Annotated in this window: 16 protein-coding genes; 7 read left to right on the forward strand and 9 right to left on the reverse strand. The window is 43.4% G+C overall.

Translation table 11 applies throughout. From position 1 onward, the window contains the following. Nucleotides 1-67 precede the first annotated feature (67 nt). From SNE26_RS28570 to SNE26_RS28585, 4 genes are all read right to left on the reverse strand, one after another. On the reverse strand, nucleotides 68-1,141 hold the full coding sequence (locus SNE26_RS28570) for a hypothetical protein (RefSeq protein WP_321557227.1): 1,074 nt from the start codon (nucleotides 1,139-1,141) through the stop codon (nucleotides 68-70). 119 nt (nucleotides 1,142-1,260) lie between these two features. Next, on the reverse strand, nucleotides 1,261-2,151 hold the full coding sequence (locus SNE26_RS28575) for a class I SAM-dependent methyltransferase (RefSeq protein ID WP_321557228.1): 891 nt from the start codon (nucleotides 2,149-2,151) through the stop codon (nucleotides 1,261-1,263). 135 nt (nucleotides 2,152-2,286) lie between these two features. Further along, nucleotides 2,287-3,039 (reverse strand): ATP-binding cassette domain-containing protein, encoded by a 753-nt coding sequence (locus tag SNE26_RS28580; protein ID WP_321557229.1) that lies wholly within the window; start codon nucleotides 3,037-3,039, stop codon nucleotides 2,287-2,289. Continuing rightward, the gene (locus SNE26_RS28585) at nucleotides 3,036-3,767 is read right to left on the reverse strand and encodes an ABC transporter permease (RefSeq protein ID WP_321557230.1); all 732 of its coding nucleotides are present in this window, start codon (nucleotides 3,765-3,767) and stop codon (nucleotides 3,036-3,038) included. The genes SNE26_RS28580 and SNE26_RS28585 overlap by 4 nt, the downstream gene beginning before the upstream one ends. Nucleotides 3,768-3,934: 167 nt before the next feature. Here SNE26_RS28585 and SNE26_RS28590 point away from each other — a divergent pair, with 167 nt between their 5' ends. From SNE26_RS28590 to SNE26_RS28605, 4 genes are all read left to right on the forward strand, one after another. Then, nucleotides 3,935-4,639, forward strand: coding sequence for an SDR family oxidoreductase (locus SNE26_RS28590; RefSeq protein WP_321557231.1), 705 nt, complete (start codon nucleotides 3,935-3,937; stop codon nucleotides 4,637-4,639). Between the two features lie 33 nt (nucleotides 4,640-4,672). Further along, nucleotides 4,673-5,272: a PspC domain-containing protein gene (locus SNE26_RS28595; protein ID WP_321557232.1), complete on the forward strand. Its 600-nt coding sequence runs from the start codon at nucleotides 4,673-4,675 to the stop codon at nucleotides 5,270-5,272. A 4-nt stretch (nucleotides 5,273-5,276) separates the two neighbouring features. Continuing rightward, a complete protein-coding gene (locus SNE26_RS28600) occupies nucleotides 5,277-6,263 on the forward strand; it encodes a LiaI-LiaF-like domain-containing protein (protein WP_321557233.1) in 987 nt (328 codons plus the stop codon). Nucleotides 6,264-6,473: 210 nt separating this feature from the next. After that, nucleotides 6,474-7,157, forward strand: coding sequence for a carboxypeptidase-like regulatory domain-containing protein (locus tag SNE26_RS28605; protein ID WP_321557234.1), 684 nt, complete (start codon nucleotides 6,474-6,476; stop codon nucleotides 7,155-7,157). Between the two features lie 457 nt (nucleotides 7,158-7,614). On the opposite strand, the gene SNE26_RS28610 is transcribed toward SNE26_RS28605, so the two are convergent. Beyond that, complete coding sequence (locus tag SNE26_RS28610) at nucleotides 7,615-8,238, reverse strand: NUDIX hydrolase (RefSeq protein ID WP_321557235.1); 624 nt, start codon at nucleotides 8,236-8,238, stop codon at nucleotides 7,615-7,617. Nucleotides 8,239-8,467: 229 nt separating this feature from the next. Further along, nucleotides 8,468-9,214 carry a hypothetical protein gene (locus SNE26_RS28615; protein WP_321557236.1) on the reverse strand — a complete coding sequence of 249 codons (747 nt, stop codon included), beginning with the start codon at nucleotides 9,212-9,214 and terminating at the stop codon, nucleotides 8,468-8,470. 130 nt (nucleotides 9,215-9,344) lie between these two features. Here SNE26_RS28615 and SNE26_RS28620 point away from each other — a divergent pair, with 130 nt between their 5' ends. Next, nucleotides 9,345-10,604: a prephenate dehydrogenase gene (locus SNE26_RS28620; protein ID WP_321557237.1), complete on the forward strand. Its 1,260-nt coding sequence runs from the start codon at nucleotides 9,345-9,347 to the stop codon at nucleotides 10,602-10,604. A 272-nt stretch (nucleotides 10,605-10,876) separates the two neighbouring features. Here the strand turns inward: SNE26_RS28620 and SNE26_RS28625 are convergent, their stop codons facing one another. Both SNE26_RS28625 and SNE26_RS28630 read right to left on the reverse strand, forming a co-directional pair. Then, a complete protein-coding gene (locus tag SNE26_RS28625) occupies nucleotides 10,877-11,434 on the reverse strand; it encodes a hypothetical protein (protein WP_321557238.1) in 558 nt (185 codons plus the stop codon). Nucleotides 11,435-11,697: 263 nt separating this feature from the next. Beyond that, the gene (locus SNE26_RS28630; protein ID WP_321557239.1) at nucleotides 11,698-12,165 is read right to left on the reverse strand and encodes an SRPBCC domain-containing protein; all 468 of its coding nucleotides are present in this window, start codon (nucleotides 12,163-12,165) and stop codon (nucleotides 11,698-11,700) included. Nucleotides 12,166-12,504: 339 nt separating this feature from the next. Between SNE26_RS28630 and SNE26_RS28635 the strand changes: the two genes are divergently transcribed. Next, nucleotides 12,505-12,876 (forward strand): hypothetical protein, encoded by a 372-nt coding sequence (locus tag SNE26_RS28635; RefSeq protein ID WP_321557240.1) that lies wholly within the window; start codon nucleotides 12,505-12,507, stop codon nucleotides 12,874-12,876. Between the two features lie 139 nt (nucleotides 12,877-13,015). After that, complete coding sequence (locus SNE26_RS28640; protein WP_321557241.1) at nucleotides 13,016-13,435, forward strand: OsmC family protein; 420 nt, start codon at nucleotides 13,016-13,018, stop codon at nucleotides 13,433-13,435. Nucleotides 13,436-14,081: 646 nt separating this feature from the next. Here the strand turns inward: SNE26_RS28640 and SNE26_RS28645 are convergent. Then, entirely contained in the window at nucleotides 14,082-14,303 is a 222-nt protein-coding gene (locus SNE26_RS28645; RefSeq protein ID WP_321557242.1) for a hypothetical protein, read from the reverse strand. Nucleotides 14,304-14,307: the final 4 nt, after the last annotated feature.

Consider the following 14,307-nt stretch of genomic DNA (forward strand, 5'->3'; position numbering starts at 1 on the left):
AAAGTCCCGGGTAAATAAATTTTATTACTTACTCAGGACTTCTGACTTAAAACTTAAGACTCTCGACTTATTGATACTGAATATAAATCGGGTATGGTTTGTATCTTGATAAAACTTCCTCCGGTGTTAACATGTGGTGAGGTGGTTTTTTGATATCGTTTTTGTAAAACAATTTAAAACCTGTAAACTGAACCGGCTCCTGGTTAATAAAATAACGGTAGGTGCCGGTTTTCAGGTCAGGTTCGCCCCAACCGTCCATATCCATTACCAATTGGATCTCGGGGTGCAGCTTGATGTTTTTATAGTTGGTCACCATTTTTTTAGTAAAGCGGTGAACTACCAGGATTTTTGGCGGCAGGCCGTTTTTCTTAACAATATTGGTCAGGTAGTCTGATACATAGTTGATATCATCAGCATCATAAGTGCCTATCTTTTTGCCCGGATGGGTTCCGTCTTTCATCGAAAACTCAGGATCCATACCAAAATGCACCTGCGGTAATTCCAGGTATTTTTCAAGCAGTGGTAATTCTGCACGGATGTTACTTAAAGCTACCTGTACATCTAAAAATACGATGGCATGCGCTTTTTTAGCCAGTACCAACACGCTGTCAATTTGTTTAAATGGCATACGGTAACGGAATTTGCCGTCTTTACCGCCGTCGCCCTGGGCTACAACCGCAATATAATGCAATGCAGGTTGAACCGGGGTTTTAGGATCGGCCTTTTCCCAGTGTTTTACCTCGCCCTTAAGTTTAGCAAGCATTTCATTGGGAGGTAACTCACCTAAAATGCCCATTCTTTTCGAGTAAAGGTTGCCGTAAAAAGCAACTACACGTTTAAATGGTAAAATGGCACCGCCTATTGGGTACGGGGTATTTTTAACAGGCCACCTGCCGGTAGTATCGCCATGCGCGTTGAATTTCATCAACGAGTCGTACAGCTTTTTATCAATAGGAGGATAGTCGGATTTTTTAACGCTTAAGGTATCTGCTGTTTCAGCCTCGGCCGAATCACCTTTAACTGCAGCGGCGGTCTTTTTACCGTCGGTTTTGGCATTATTGCCATTTTGGGAGCAGCTGTTTAAAAGCAAAGCTGCCGATGCCACAAATGTAGCGGATAGTACAAGCGTTTTTAATTTCATTGTTTTAACGTTCAATATAATGCAGGTGTATGTAAGGCGTGTTTAATTAATTTAATTTCCAGCCACTTATAAGCAGCAATTGTGTCGGTTCGGTCGCCGCCAAAGATAGATATTGGAAATTAATTACTTTTAATTTTATGAAACTTTCCAAAAACGCCCAGCGGTAATTTTGGCCCGGCTGTGGCCTGCAGGTAAAGCTCGCCTATTTCGAGGTTTTGCACCTGCGGGAACGAACTTTTGATGAGGTTTTCAACTATTACGGAGGAGAAGCCAAGTGAGTAAGTATTCAGGATGAGGAAGTGCTCTTCAGGGTCGAGCAATTGGGTTACATCACGCATCATTTCGGTGATATTATCTTCCAGTTTCCATTTTTCGCCGTTAGGGCCGTTGCCGTAAGCAGGTGGATCAAGGATGATACCATTATATTTTTTGCCGCGTTTCAGCTCGCGCTTTACAAATTTTAAAGCGTCTTCAACAACCCAGCGTATATTGTTTAAACCCGAGATCTCCTGGTTTTCATTGGCCCAGGTTACTACCTGTTTTATCGAATCAACATGGGTGGTATCGGCACCTGCTGCCCGCGCAATCAGCGAAGCGCCGCCGGTATAGGCAAACAGGTTAAGTACTTTGGGTTCGGGTGTTTTAAAGCGTTTTACATTTTGGCTGATATAGTCCCAGTTTACAGCCTGCTCCGGGAAGATGCCCACATGTTTAAATGAAGTAAGTCCCAGCCTGAACTTAATGGCTGCTTCCTTGTTTTTATATTCGATATGCCAGCGATCGGGTGTTTTAGGGTCTTTTTTTAACCACTCGCCTGACGTGGCCGAACGGCCTTTAAATTTAATATGATGTAAGCGCTGCCACTCAGAAGCGGGCAGGGTTTTGTTCCAAACCGCCTGTGGTTCGGGGCGGATGAGTATGGTGTTCCCAAAGCGTTCCAGCTTTTCAAAATCGCCGCAATCAATCAGCTCGTAATCTTTCCAGTGCGTTGGGGTAAGTAGTTGGATCATTTTTTTGAAGTCCGAAAGTCCGTAAGTGGGATGTCCGAAAGATAGAGAAGTCTATTGCCGGAAATCTTGCGTTAATTAATTGCGCAAATCTAAGATATTTCTTTCGGACTTTCGGGCCTCCGACTTTCCGACTCGCTATAGCGTTGCCTTCGCCGCCCGCATAAACGGACTGGCAAATACAAAGTCGTTAAGTTCTTTGTTGTCGGTTTTGGCTATCTCCTTGTTTGATCCTTCCCACCATTTTTTGCCCTGGTACAGGAAAATGATATTATCGCCTATGCCCATTACCGAGTTCATATCATGGGTAACTACTACGGTAGTGATACTGTATTCCTGTGTAAGTTCAGAGATTAGTTCATCTATCAGGATAGATGTTAGCGGGTCGAGTCCTGAGTTGGGTTCATCGACAAATAAATATTTGGGCTGCATGGAAATGGCACGGGCAATACCCACCCGCTTTTTCATACCGCCCGATAATTCGGAAGGGTATAATTTATTTTTACCGGCAAGGTTAACCCTTTCCAGGCAAAAGTTGGCACGGTCGAGTTTTTCGGCTTTTGATTGGTTGGTGAACAGGTTAAGCGGAAACATGATATTTTGCTCAACGGTCATGGAATCAAAAAGGGCCGAGTTTTGAAAAAGCATCCCTATTTGGGTACGGATAGGCACGCGTTGTTCAAAGTTCATGTTGGTAAAGTTTTCGCCGTCGAAAATCACATTACCTTTTGTAGGTTCATGCAGGCCTACAATACATTTCAGCAAAGTGGTTTTTCCTGATCCGGACCCGCCGATGATCAGGTTGTTTTTTCCGGCCTGGAAAGTTGCAGTAATCCCTTTCAAAACTTCGTTTTCGCCGAAGGTTTTATATACGTCTTGTATTTCGATCATAGTAACAGGCGTGAAATGATAAGGTCACAAAACAGGATCATGATACAGCTCCAAACAACTCCACGCGTTGCCGATTGCCCAACTTCAAGCGAGCCGCCGTTAACATAAAAGCCCTGGTACGAACAGATGGATGTAATAACGAACCCGAAAAATATAGCTTTAACAGCACATACGGTAACAATAACCGGGTTAAAGCCATCTGTTAAACCGGAAATATAATCGGTTGTTGATACATCATTTGATGCAAGACAGGCTATATAGCCGCCGGTTAAACCCAGGCCAACAGATACGATGACCAATAAGGGGATCATGGTTATGCCGGCAATAACTTTAGGGGAGATCAGGTAGCCCGGGGCATTTACGCCCATAATTTCAAGGGCATCTATCTGTTCGGTAACCCGCATGGTACCAATTTGCGATGCCATACTTGAACCCACACGACCGGCCAAAACCAGTGCCGAAATGGTTGGGCTAAACTCCAATATGGTTGAATCGCGGGTGATGCCTCCTACTATTGATTTTGGAATAAAATCGCTGATAAGCTGGAATGCTGTCTGAATAGTAGCTACCGCGCCGATGAACAACGATATAATGGCAATAATACCCAGCGAGCCAATACCCACCGAAACCATTTCACGCATGATCTCGCTCCAGTACACACTGAATTTTTCGGGCTTTCTGAAACTTAAACGCAGTAAGAGTATATATTTTCCTAAGCTATGAAACATCTATATGTATAAAAATCGGTTAAAAATACGCTTTTTACCTTTAAGCCTAAATGGTCAGGTGTTAAAACAAGTCATTTTAAATTCAATTTTATAAGCGTATCAATTATTATGCTTACGTAAATTGCGGGCATAAAGCTTCACTAACAATAAAAATTAATTTTAACAATATGAAAAACGTACTCATTACCGGTTCAACTAAAGGCATGGGCCGCTCAATTGCAATTGCTTTTGCTAATGAAGGATTAAACGTGGCAATTTGTTCGCGGAATGAGCAAGAATTATTGAATTTTAAAGATGAACTGGAACAAATTGACCCCGGGGTAAAAGTTTTTGCGATGAAAGCTGATGGCAGCAAAAAAGCTGAGTTGCTGAAATTTGCAGCTGCTGCCGAAGCCGAGCTTGGTTTTATTGATGTTGTGGTTAATAATCTGGGCACGTTTATACCTTCAAGCATACTGGATGATACCGAAGATACCTTTCAGATCCAGATGAATACTAACCTGATGCCGGCCTATGAGCTGTACCGTTATTTTGGTAAAGCCATGGCAAATGCACGTAAAGGGCACTTCTTTAATATATGTTCGGTAGCGTCGTTAAATCCTATTCCACAAGCCGGTAGTTACAGTGTAACAAAGTACGCGCTATTAGGTCTAACAAAAGTAATGAGGCTCGAGATGCAGGAGCATGGTGTAAAAGTTACCGCCGTAATACCGGGATCGACGTTGACGGATTCATGGAAAGACGCGGTTGTTGACAAAAATACCATGGTGCTGCCCGAAGATATAGCATCGGCAATCATCAATATTTACAGGATGAGCACCGGCGCAAATGTCGACGAAATCATCATCAAACCTGCGCCGGGCCAGTTATGATAAATCAACTTTAAACATAAACGAACATAAATTATGGAAAAGAAACTTCATCGTGACGAGCACCGAAAGGTAATAGGCGGTGTTTGCGCGGGCCTTGCCGAGCATTTCGGCACGGATGTAGCAGTTATCAGGGCTATATTTTTAGTAACCCTTATTTTAAAAGGCTTTAGCTTACCTATATATATAGTACTGTGGATAGTACTGCCCAAAAAAGGCTTTGACTTTACCCCCGGTGTTGATTACAGGGTACCTCCTCAGGATAATCCTTTTACAGATGCATCGCAATCAGGGCCATTTTACGACCCCAAGTTTAGTAACCGGCCTTTTAATCCTCCGCCCTTTGTAAATCCCCCTAAAAAGCAAGCTTCAACAGTTGGGCTAATATTTGGCGTGGCGATGATTTTTTTGGGTTCGATATTCCTGCTCAACGAGCTTAACCTGATGCCCGACTGGGATTTTGAAAACCTTTGGCCGGTAATGCTGGTGGGTGCAGGTATAGCGCTGATCATTTCAGGGGTTAAGAAACAACCATGGGAAAAACAAAGCTGGCATGCCAACGAGGTAACCGATACCTCCGAAACAGGGCCTGCTAAAGACGAAACAGAAACTAAAGATACACCTCCAACTATATAATATTATGAAAAGCGATAAACTTGTTCCGGGCGCGATCCTGGTGTTGTTGGGAGTGGTATTCCTGCTGGATAACTTTCACGTAATAAATTTCGACTGGATGAACCTCCTGTACCTGTGGCCTATATTTTTAATAATGGGCGGTATCAGCCTGGTGTTTGCAGGCAACCGGTCGCCATTGGCTACTATCCTGAAGCTGGCGGTTGTAGTAGGCTGCTTTGCATTGCTGGTATTTGGCAACTTTGGTAAGCGCTATCATTTTTGGCCAAATGCATGGACCTTCCATAGCGATGATTATAACAATGACAATGATGACGACGACAGTGATACCACCAACACCGATCAGGGTGTTGTTAAAATAGGCGGCGATAAAACTTTTAAACAGGAGTATACTGCCGATATTAAACATGCCCGTCTTAACATCAGCGGCGGCGGTACCATTTACAACTTAAGTGATAGTACCACTGATTTGTTTAACGCCCAAACGCAGGAACTTTACGGTAAGTATACCTTTAACCACAGTAAGGACGATTCGGTATATGTGCTTAACCTTAATTTGAAAAATAATAAAGGCTTTCATTTTGACTCCGACGACCGCAAAAACAATAAGGCCGACATTAAATTAAACACCAATCCGGTATGGGATATTGACGTAACTACAGGTGCAACAGATTTAAATTTTGACCTTTCAAAATTCAAAATAAAAAGCCTATCTTTAAAGGGCGGTGCAGCATCGTTTGATGTGAAGCTTGGAGCCCCTCTTACCAACACAAATATAGAGGTTTCAACCGGTGCGTCTGAAGTTACTATAAGGGTACCCAAAGGCGCTGCATGCCGTATCACATCCAATACAGGCCTCTCATCAAACGAGTTTGAGGGCTTTAGTAAAAAGAGTGATAATGACTACGAAACCGATGGCTTTGATGCCGCAAAAAACAGGATCCTGATCCATATGAGTGGCGGTATCTCTGATTTTAAAGTTAACCGATATTAACCTAAATCCTGAGTAAAACGATACCGGGACATAATACAACAATAATGACTTGCCATCCGCTCCATCAATTTGATGGAGCGTTTTTTTTGCACCATATTGTAGTGCTGGTTCAGGGTTTTGTCATTTAAGATAAGGGAGGGGGTAAAAAGTGTTAAATTGAAAACCTTTGGTACAAAAAATAAGTTTAATTTACAGCACAAATAATCTACTATGAAATACCAATACCTTATATTATCTGCATTGCTATTTTTAGCCTGTACCGTAAATGCTCAAACTGTGGTAAAAGGCACTGTTTTTGAGTTGGGCAAAAACAATAAAATGGGGAATGTTTTTGTGCGTGATAACCAGAACAGGCAGATGACCATTACCGATAGCAAAGGTAATTTCAGTATCCGTACCGAAACAGGGCACACGCTTATTTTCAGTTCTCCGGGGTATGTATCAGATACGTTATATGTTACCGATTTTACCAACAAAAAAATAGAGTTAGTTGCTCAAACCATAGCTTTAAGGCAGGTTAATATCAGCGCCAAACGTGAAACCTTTGATGCTCATAAAGAATATCCCGAGGTATACACCCGGAGCAAGGTTTATCCCTTGTCGCCGACTTCGTGGTTTAGTAAGGAGGCAAAAGATGCCCGCCGCCTGAAAAAATACTTTAAACATGAGGAAGAAGAACGCCACGTTGACGAGGTATTTACCATGAACTACGTACAAAGCATTATCCCGCTACGCGGCCAGGAGCTTGAAAATTTCATGACGCTTTACAGGCCTTCATACGCGTTTATCAAAAGTAACAATGGCCCGTCGCTGGCGGTTTATATCAATGATTCGTACAAAAAGTACCTGGCACTGCCTGCTGATAAACGTACGCTGCCTGATTTGAAGGAGTAGTTTTTGATGATAGGGGTGTTTTAAAAGCCTGATATAATTAATTATATATTAAACATCACTGAGAGTAACCACCAGGGAAACCCCGGAAAAAATGTGATGAGGTAGAAAGTATTAGCGATTGTGCGTAGGGCTGCGTTAGGGAAGCGTAAAGCCCGGAGCGTGGCGGGGGCCATTGCGCGCCAGGAAAGCGAGGACTTGGAACGGAAAGCCCGGCCCGTTAGCTAACGGGAACGCCCATATTATAAATTGGTCAAAAAACACACTCTTAATAGTCAGTCGCTTACAATCACGTCATTGCGAGAAGTAATCGCGAACTATACAAAGTGGCTCTGCTTGTCGGGGATTATTAATAGCTATAATTTGTTTTCTATAGGTATTAATGAGCTCCCTTCGGTCGGTTGTCTTCGTACCTTGCAATGACGCTTTTTAATAATGTACTGTCAACAGCAGTAGGTTATCAATCCGCCCAAACGCTGATATCGTTGTTGACGATCTTTTGATAAAGCAATTGAATCTGGCTTTTCAGGATCCGGTCTTCCGATAGCGGGGGCAGGTTATCGATATCAAAATACTGCACGTCCAGTACATCAAAGCCTTTATTAATTTCGGTAGTGACCGCTTTGCAGTAGAAAACCATTTTATACACATAAAAAGGCTGTGGCGGGTGCGGGTGCATTTTTTTATCAAATACGGCCAGCAGCCTGTCGGCAGTAACCTGCAGACCGGTTTCTTCCCAAAATTCTTTAATAATGGTTTCCTTAGGTGTATAGCCAATGTCGCCCCATCCACCGGGTAACGACCATTTGCCATCCCCGCTTTCCTGTGCCAGCAGGATCTTATTATCCGGCGAAAGCAGGATCCCCCGTAAATCAACCTTGGCAGTAGGGTAGTCCCTGGACTGCGGAAATAGCAGGTTAATGGTTTCGACGCCATACCCGCTTACTTCATCAAACATCTGAGTGCTCAGGTGCTGCAGTTCCTGGTAGCGTTCAATGTCATATTCGTTTTTGGCATACAGCAGACCTGTATCAGCAATGGAACGTAATTGGGTTATGAGGGAAAGGAGATTTGTATTGGGCATAGCAGGGGGAGATTTTGTGATTTTGAAAATTAAATCAGGTTGATTATAAAAGAGGGGAATAACAAGCGAGTTAATCCCCACGTCATGCCGAATTTGTTTCGGCAGCCCATCAGCTAAGTCTGCGTCATGTGCAATACCTGTCCTGTAGGGGCCCGAAACAAGTTCGGGATGACCGCGTTTTAGAAACTTAACAAATCCGAAATCGAAAATCCGAACTCTGAAATCAAAATTACCCTCTGCCTAACAACTCGTCAAGCTTATTGCGTTCGGTTTGGAGCTCGCGGGCGAGTTTCTTTTCTTTTTCGTTGGCTTTGGCTTTGAAGGCTTTGTACTCTTCGTCAAGCTCTTCGTATAGTTTAATGCGGTACCTGGCTTCGCGGCTGTGAGCTCCCGAGCGGGCTATTACTATAACGGCAACCACGCCAAAAACAATAACCAGTCCCCACATTATCAGGTTGTATGTTGCTTTGGTGAAGGGAATTCCCAGCAGGCTGATCTCGTCGCGTTTAGCGTTTGATTCGTTGAGGGCTTGTTCCTTATTGCTCGCGTCAGATTTGAGGCTTTCAACATTTTTACCCTGTTCGGCGAGTTTAGCCTGGGCTTCTTTAAGCTGGTGGCGCTCGGTGTTTAGGGTATCCTTCATGTTTTTCCAAAGGGCGGCAACCAGCGGCTGCTGATAGTGGTATAGTTTGCTGAGCAGGTATTTGTACTGGCCGTTAAGGCTTTTATCTTTTTGCAGGGCCGAATCGGCAGCAGCACTGATTTTGGGCAGGGCATAAGCAGATTTAGCCGGTTGTTGCGATGCTACAGCCGGATTTTTAAGCGCTGCCGGGCTCGATCTTACAATGGGCGGAATAGCATTGGGTTTTAAGGTAGCGGGTTTCTTTTTGGTGCTGTCCTGTGCAAAAGTTGCCATAACGCTGCCCGTTATCATCGCTATTAAAACCGTTATCGTAAGTAGTAAATGCTTGTTCATCAAGTGTAAAATTAGGTATATGCTATTAACAAAACAGGATATATTCGGTTTTTATTATATGCACCCTGCGTTTTTGAGGCTAAAATAAGCTTTCGTACGTAATTAACCTACTCATAGTTATATTAGCGCCATGAATATAGGTATTATTGGTTTGGGCGATATGGGCCGCCTGTACGCAAAGGCGTTCGCAAAAGCGGGTTACACCGTTTCGGGCTGCGACCTGCCCGCCAACCGTGAAAAGCTTGAAGAGGAACTTACACCCCACGGCATCACCGTTATGGATCATGGCAGCGATGTTGCACGCATCAACGACCTGATCATCTATTCGGTTGAGGCCGAAAGCATGGAGCGGGTGGTAGCCGAGTATGGCCCTTCAACCAAGTACGGTGCTATTGTGGCCGGGCAAACTTCGGTAAAGCACCCGGAGATTGCTACCTTCGAAAAGCACCTGCCCGCCGATGCCCAGATAGTTACCTTTCACGGGATGCACGGCCCGGGTTTTGAACCTGCCGGCCAAACCCTCATCCTGATCCCGCACCGCTCAACGCCCGACGCCTACCAGCGCATGTACGACCTGTTTACCGCCATTGGCAGCAATATAGTTGAAATTGCCGACTACCACGAGCACGACCGTATTGTAGCCGATACCCAGGCCGTAACCCACGTAGGGTTTGAGAGTATGGGCACAGCCTGGAAATCGGCAGGGTTTTTCCCATGGGAAAACGCCTCATATATTGGGGGCATAGATAATGTGAAGATCCTGACCACGCTCCGGATCTTCAGCTACAAGGCCCACGTTTATGCCGGGCTGGCCATCCTTAACCCTTATGCCCGCCAGCAGGTGAAGCGCTATGCCGAATCAGAGTCGGAGTTGTTTAAGCTCATGATCAAAGAGGAGGCTGATGCATTTAAGCAACGTATTTACCGCGCGCGCGACTTTGTTTTTCACGAAAGCCGCAAGCCTATTATGCTCAACGATACCGTGATGAAGGAGTTTTCGCTCTCCCAGCATGCCGATCATCAAAAGCCCAACTCGCACCTCAGTATCCTGAGTATGGTTGATGCCTGGTACCACCTGGGCGTTAACCCTTATGATAACCTCATTTGCCAAACCCCGCCCTTCCGCCTGCGCCTCGGTATTGCCGAATACCTGTTTAAGAACGAAGAACTGCTGGACGAATCACTGGAAACAGCTCTGTACGATAAAACTATCCGCGGCGACGACCTGGAGTTCCACTCGGCGGTGAGGGAATGGTCGTCAATTATTGGGTATGGGGATATGGAAGGGTATAAAAAACACTTTAACGATACCCAGGCGTTCTTTAGTCACCGACTGGAAGAGGGCAAAGCTCAAAGCGCCGAACTGATCCGCAGGTTGATGATGGAGTAGTTTGGGTTTGGGAATTCGGATGTTCGATTTCGGATTTAGGTTTGATTAGCAAGTGTTCAACTTTTTAAAGTGTAAACACTTGTTGTTTTTTGTAATTTGATTGTTATTGATAATCAAGTGGTTATCAAATTGGCAAAATCGCTTATTCGCTGCCGTGAACTGGTTGGTCTTGATAATCAATTGTTTATGATTTTGACTCGTAAAACATTGAACACCTGTTTTTCAAAAATTGAACACTGACAGGATGGTGTCAGTAGATAGCCGATGAAAAGTTAGCTATAGGATTGGAGGAACTCATCTATAGTATCTTCACTATCCATATTCAGAATAGCATTAGCTAACTTTGTTTGTCCTTTAGCTAATGCAATAGCTGTTAATGCTGTTGTTGCTAAATCTAAATCCCAATATTGGCTCATAACAAGCTTTGCAAGATCTGCTAAATTTTCAATTGCTTTGTTATAGTTTGGTTTTAGAGAGTTTGGTATTTGCGGATTATCCTTGTGCCTTTGTATATCAATCATCGAAATCAGTCCAAGTATATTGTAATCTACGATTTGTTTTTGTAACGATATCCTAACCAAATGAGGAACCGAATAATATGATGCTAAGCCAACATCTCCCTGATGGTGTAATTCGTTCCATAGTTCCTGATAGATTTGGTTAACAGTTTGTTTATTGTCTGCAAGCTCAAGTTTCTTCAAAGCTATTGAAGCATCATATAGTGTTCCTCTGTAACCACCTTCTAAGGTCGACCACCTTGGATCGTCGAGTTCCAATACTGGTTCATCTACTGACTTCTTAGGGAAGAAGTCGCTTAACTTTATTGTCATAAGGTCATTTGTTTCTCAAAGATATATAAACTAATGTAGGTTCTGCCATCGGGACGGGTTGTTGGTACTACCATTGGCCATCATATGCATGAATCAGCAAGGCCGGTTAAGCTGAAAGCTTAACTGATTTTGGGTCGATTTACGCTATCGCTAAACTTCGACCAGTGGAAGACGGGAAGATTAGCAAAAAAAATTTTAGAAGCAAAGTAATGTAATACCTTGCTTCTAAAGATGGCTTTAGTCGATTAGTGCCCGCTTACGCATCATTGCGCTGCCGACATTGTTTTGCTTGCCGTAGCTGTATTTATCCAGTTCAATAATCGCTCCTGGATGTATTGTGTCCAGGCCGGTGCGCAGGCGTGATAACATTCAAACTCCGGAACCAGGCCAACATGCGTGAATACAATTTTTGTTGCATCGCCCTCGGCAGAAATGTCAAAGCAAAGTTTTGTGCCGGTCCATTCGGTTTGGTTTTGCGTAAAAGTTAGCCTGCTATCGGTAACCAGCCAGGCTATTTTTTTTGCGGGAATCAATTCAACAAGTTTTTGTTTGGTGTAGTGCGCCCCGTCGCCAGCCCAGAATGAAAACTCGTCACCAGGTTTATCCGACTTACCCTCGAATGTCTCTGAATGCAGGCCGGACCACCATCCATGCACATTTTTCAGCGCATCAAAAACTTCTTCCGGGCTTTGGTTTACCAATAAGGTTGTTGTGAAATCTGTTGTTGTCATTTTTTTGATCTTTAAATTGAATAATTCATTATTTAACAGGCCTTGTTAAAATAGGTAACTTTAAAGTTACGTAAATGTGTAAGTAACTTCTGAGTTACGCAATTTTTTTTAAAAGTTTTTTGATTCCCCCGTTTTTGCGGGTGTCGCCTGGTCTTATTTAATTGTTGTTTCACTGATTAGGCCGATCTCCTGGCAATCGTGCATAACACATCGCTACTGCAAACGTCTTTTCATGCTAAGTTGTGCGAGTGATTTTTTACATTGCAGGCCTAAATCCAGGCCACAAGCGGGGACGTTTGCGGCAGCGATGGAAAGCATTATTAAATTGATTCAATAAGCATGTTTGAAATAGTTATGTCGGGCATCGTGTCGGCAAGTAGTATTCGTCTTGTTGAAAAAGGATTGAAAAGGCATTACGATCGTACTTTGTCGTTAGATTTTTTTTGCCTGTACTCAGAATTTGAAATTCCTGTCGGCTCTACTTTTAATGTTTTTCGTAACCTTAAAACGGGTTTGTCTGTTAAAACACGAGCTGTATTAATTGACGTTACACAACAATGGGGGATTCCTTTTGATTTTATTCCAATGGGATACAAAACGGTTGCCAGAGTTGAATTTGAGAACGAAGAAACTGTTCTCTTTATAAGAAAGGAAATGTCAACCATAAATCGTTGGGAAGATTCAAGTTATAACTTCGCTTTAGTTAAATAAACGCACTGCAAGTCGCTTCAAAACACTTGACAATCCCCTGATAATCCGCCATTCCAATTTTAACCCAAGTTAAAATTTCATGCTATTGACAACCGTACTTTTGTTCTGTCGGAAGACACAAAAACTAAAAAACAAAATCATGAAACGTACAGCAAATGCGCATTGGAACGGTACTTTACAGGAAGGTAAAGGCGAGATCACTACTCAAAGCACCGTATTAAATAAAACACAATATTCTTTCAAAACCCGTTTTGCCGAGGGTGTAGGCACTAATCCTGAAGAACTGATTGCAGCGGCACATGCCGGTTGTTTTACGATGGCCGTTGGCGCTGCATTAACACAGGCCGGTTTCACCCCCGGCGATCTGACTACCGACGCTATCCTTGACCTGGATATGCAGGCATTAAGTATAACAGCTATCGCTTTAAACCTGAAAGCCACTGCCATTGAAGGCGTTAGTGAGCAACAGTTTAAAGAAATTGCTGAAGGTGCAAAAGCAAATTGTATCATCTCCAAAGCTTTGAATGTGCCTGTTTCACTGAATGTAATTTACGCTTAAGTAAATTTTCATTGGTAAGCTATTCAGAGGACCGGTGATGCCGGTCCTTTGTTTTTATGATGATCCTCTCGTTTTAATACTTCCCGCCGGTCGAAATTTGGGAAGGTCGTAGTTTCTCACTGCTACCGCAAACGCATGGGGGGACACATTTTTAGGGTTCTAACTCCCCGTAGGGGATACCCGTTTGTAGCAAAATAACAGATAATAATTTTTGCGCCGTTAGGTGCTATCTGCTCTTAAACAGGATGCATTGCACGCACTTGGGTAGCACCTGACGGCGCAAAAAGGCTTTCGGGATGGTATTGTACAAACAGGCAGCACCTAACGGTGCATCCCCCGGCACGATGTGTATACGACGTAGCTACAAATTGGTGATTGCTTTGCCATCCCTTCCCCGCAATAACGCCTTTTGTTTTAAACAGCTTTTAAGAATAGCAGCACAGCTGAAAGCTTAACTCATTTTAGGACGAAGTTACGCTATCGCTAAACTTCGACCGGTGGAGAGCCTTGGTCTCATGAATGACGCTTGTGTTTCAGCGAAGGGAATTAAGCTGAAAGCTTAACCTATTTTAGGATGAAGTTTATCGTAGCATAGCTTCGACGAGTAGAAGTATATAAAATAAGCAAGGTTATTTTTAATACCTCATCAAGTTTCGCTACTCTCTTCAAAATTTTCCACTACTACTCTATCTTGATCATCAACATATACATTTTGTGCAAATTCAATTTTTACGAGGCCGGGACCGCGCAACTTGGTGCGGTAAAATTCAAGGCCACCGAAATCGAGCTCGTCGCTATTTGAAAAAACAGATAAGTGTTGTTTCAATTCGCCGACGGTAATTGTGTGCCTTTTTCTTTTGTTACTCATTCTC

Source organism: Mucilaginibacter sp. cycad4 (assembly GCF_034263275.1).
In the GTDB taxonomy this organism is placed as follows: domain Bacteria; phylum Bacteroidota; class Bacteroidia; order Sphingobacteriales; family Sphingobacteriaceae; genus Mucilaginibacter.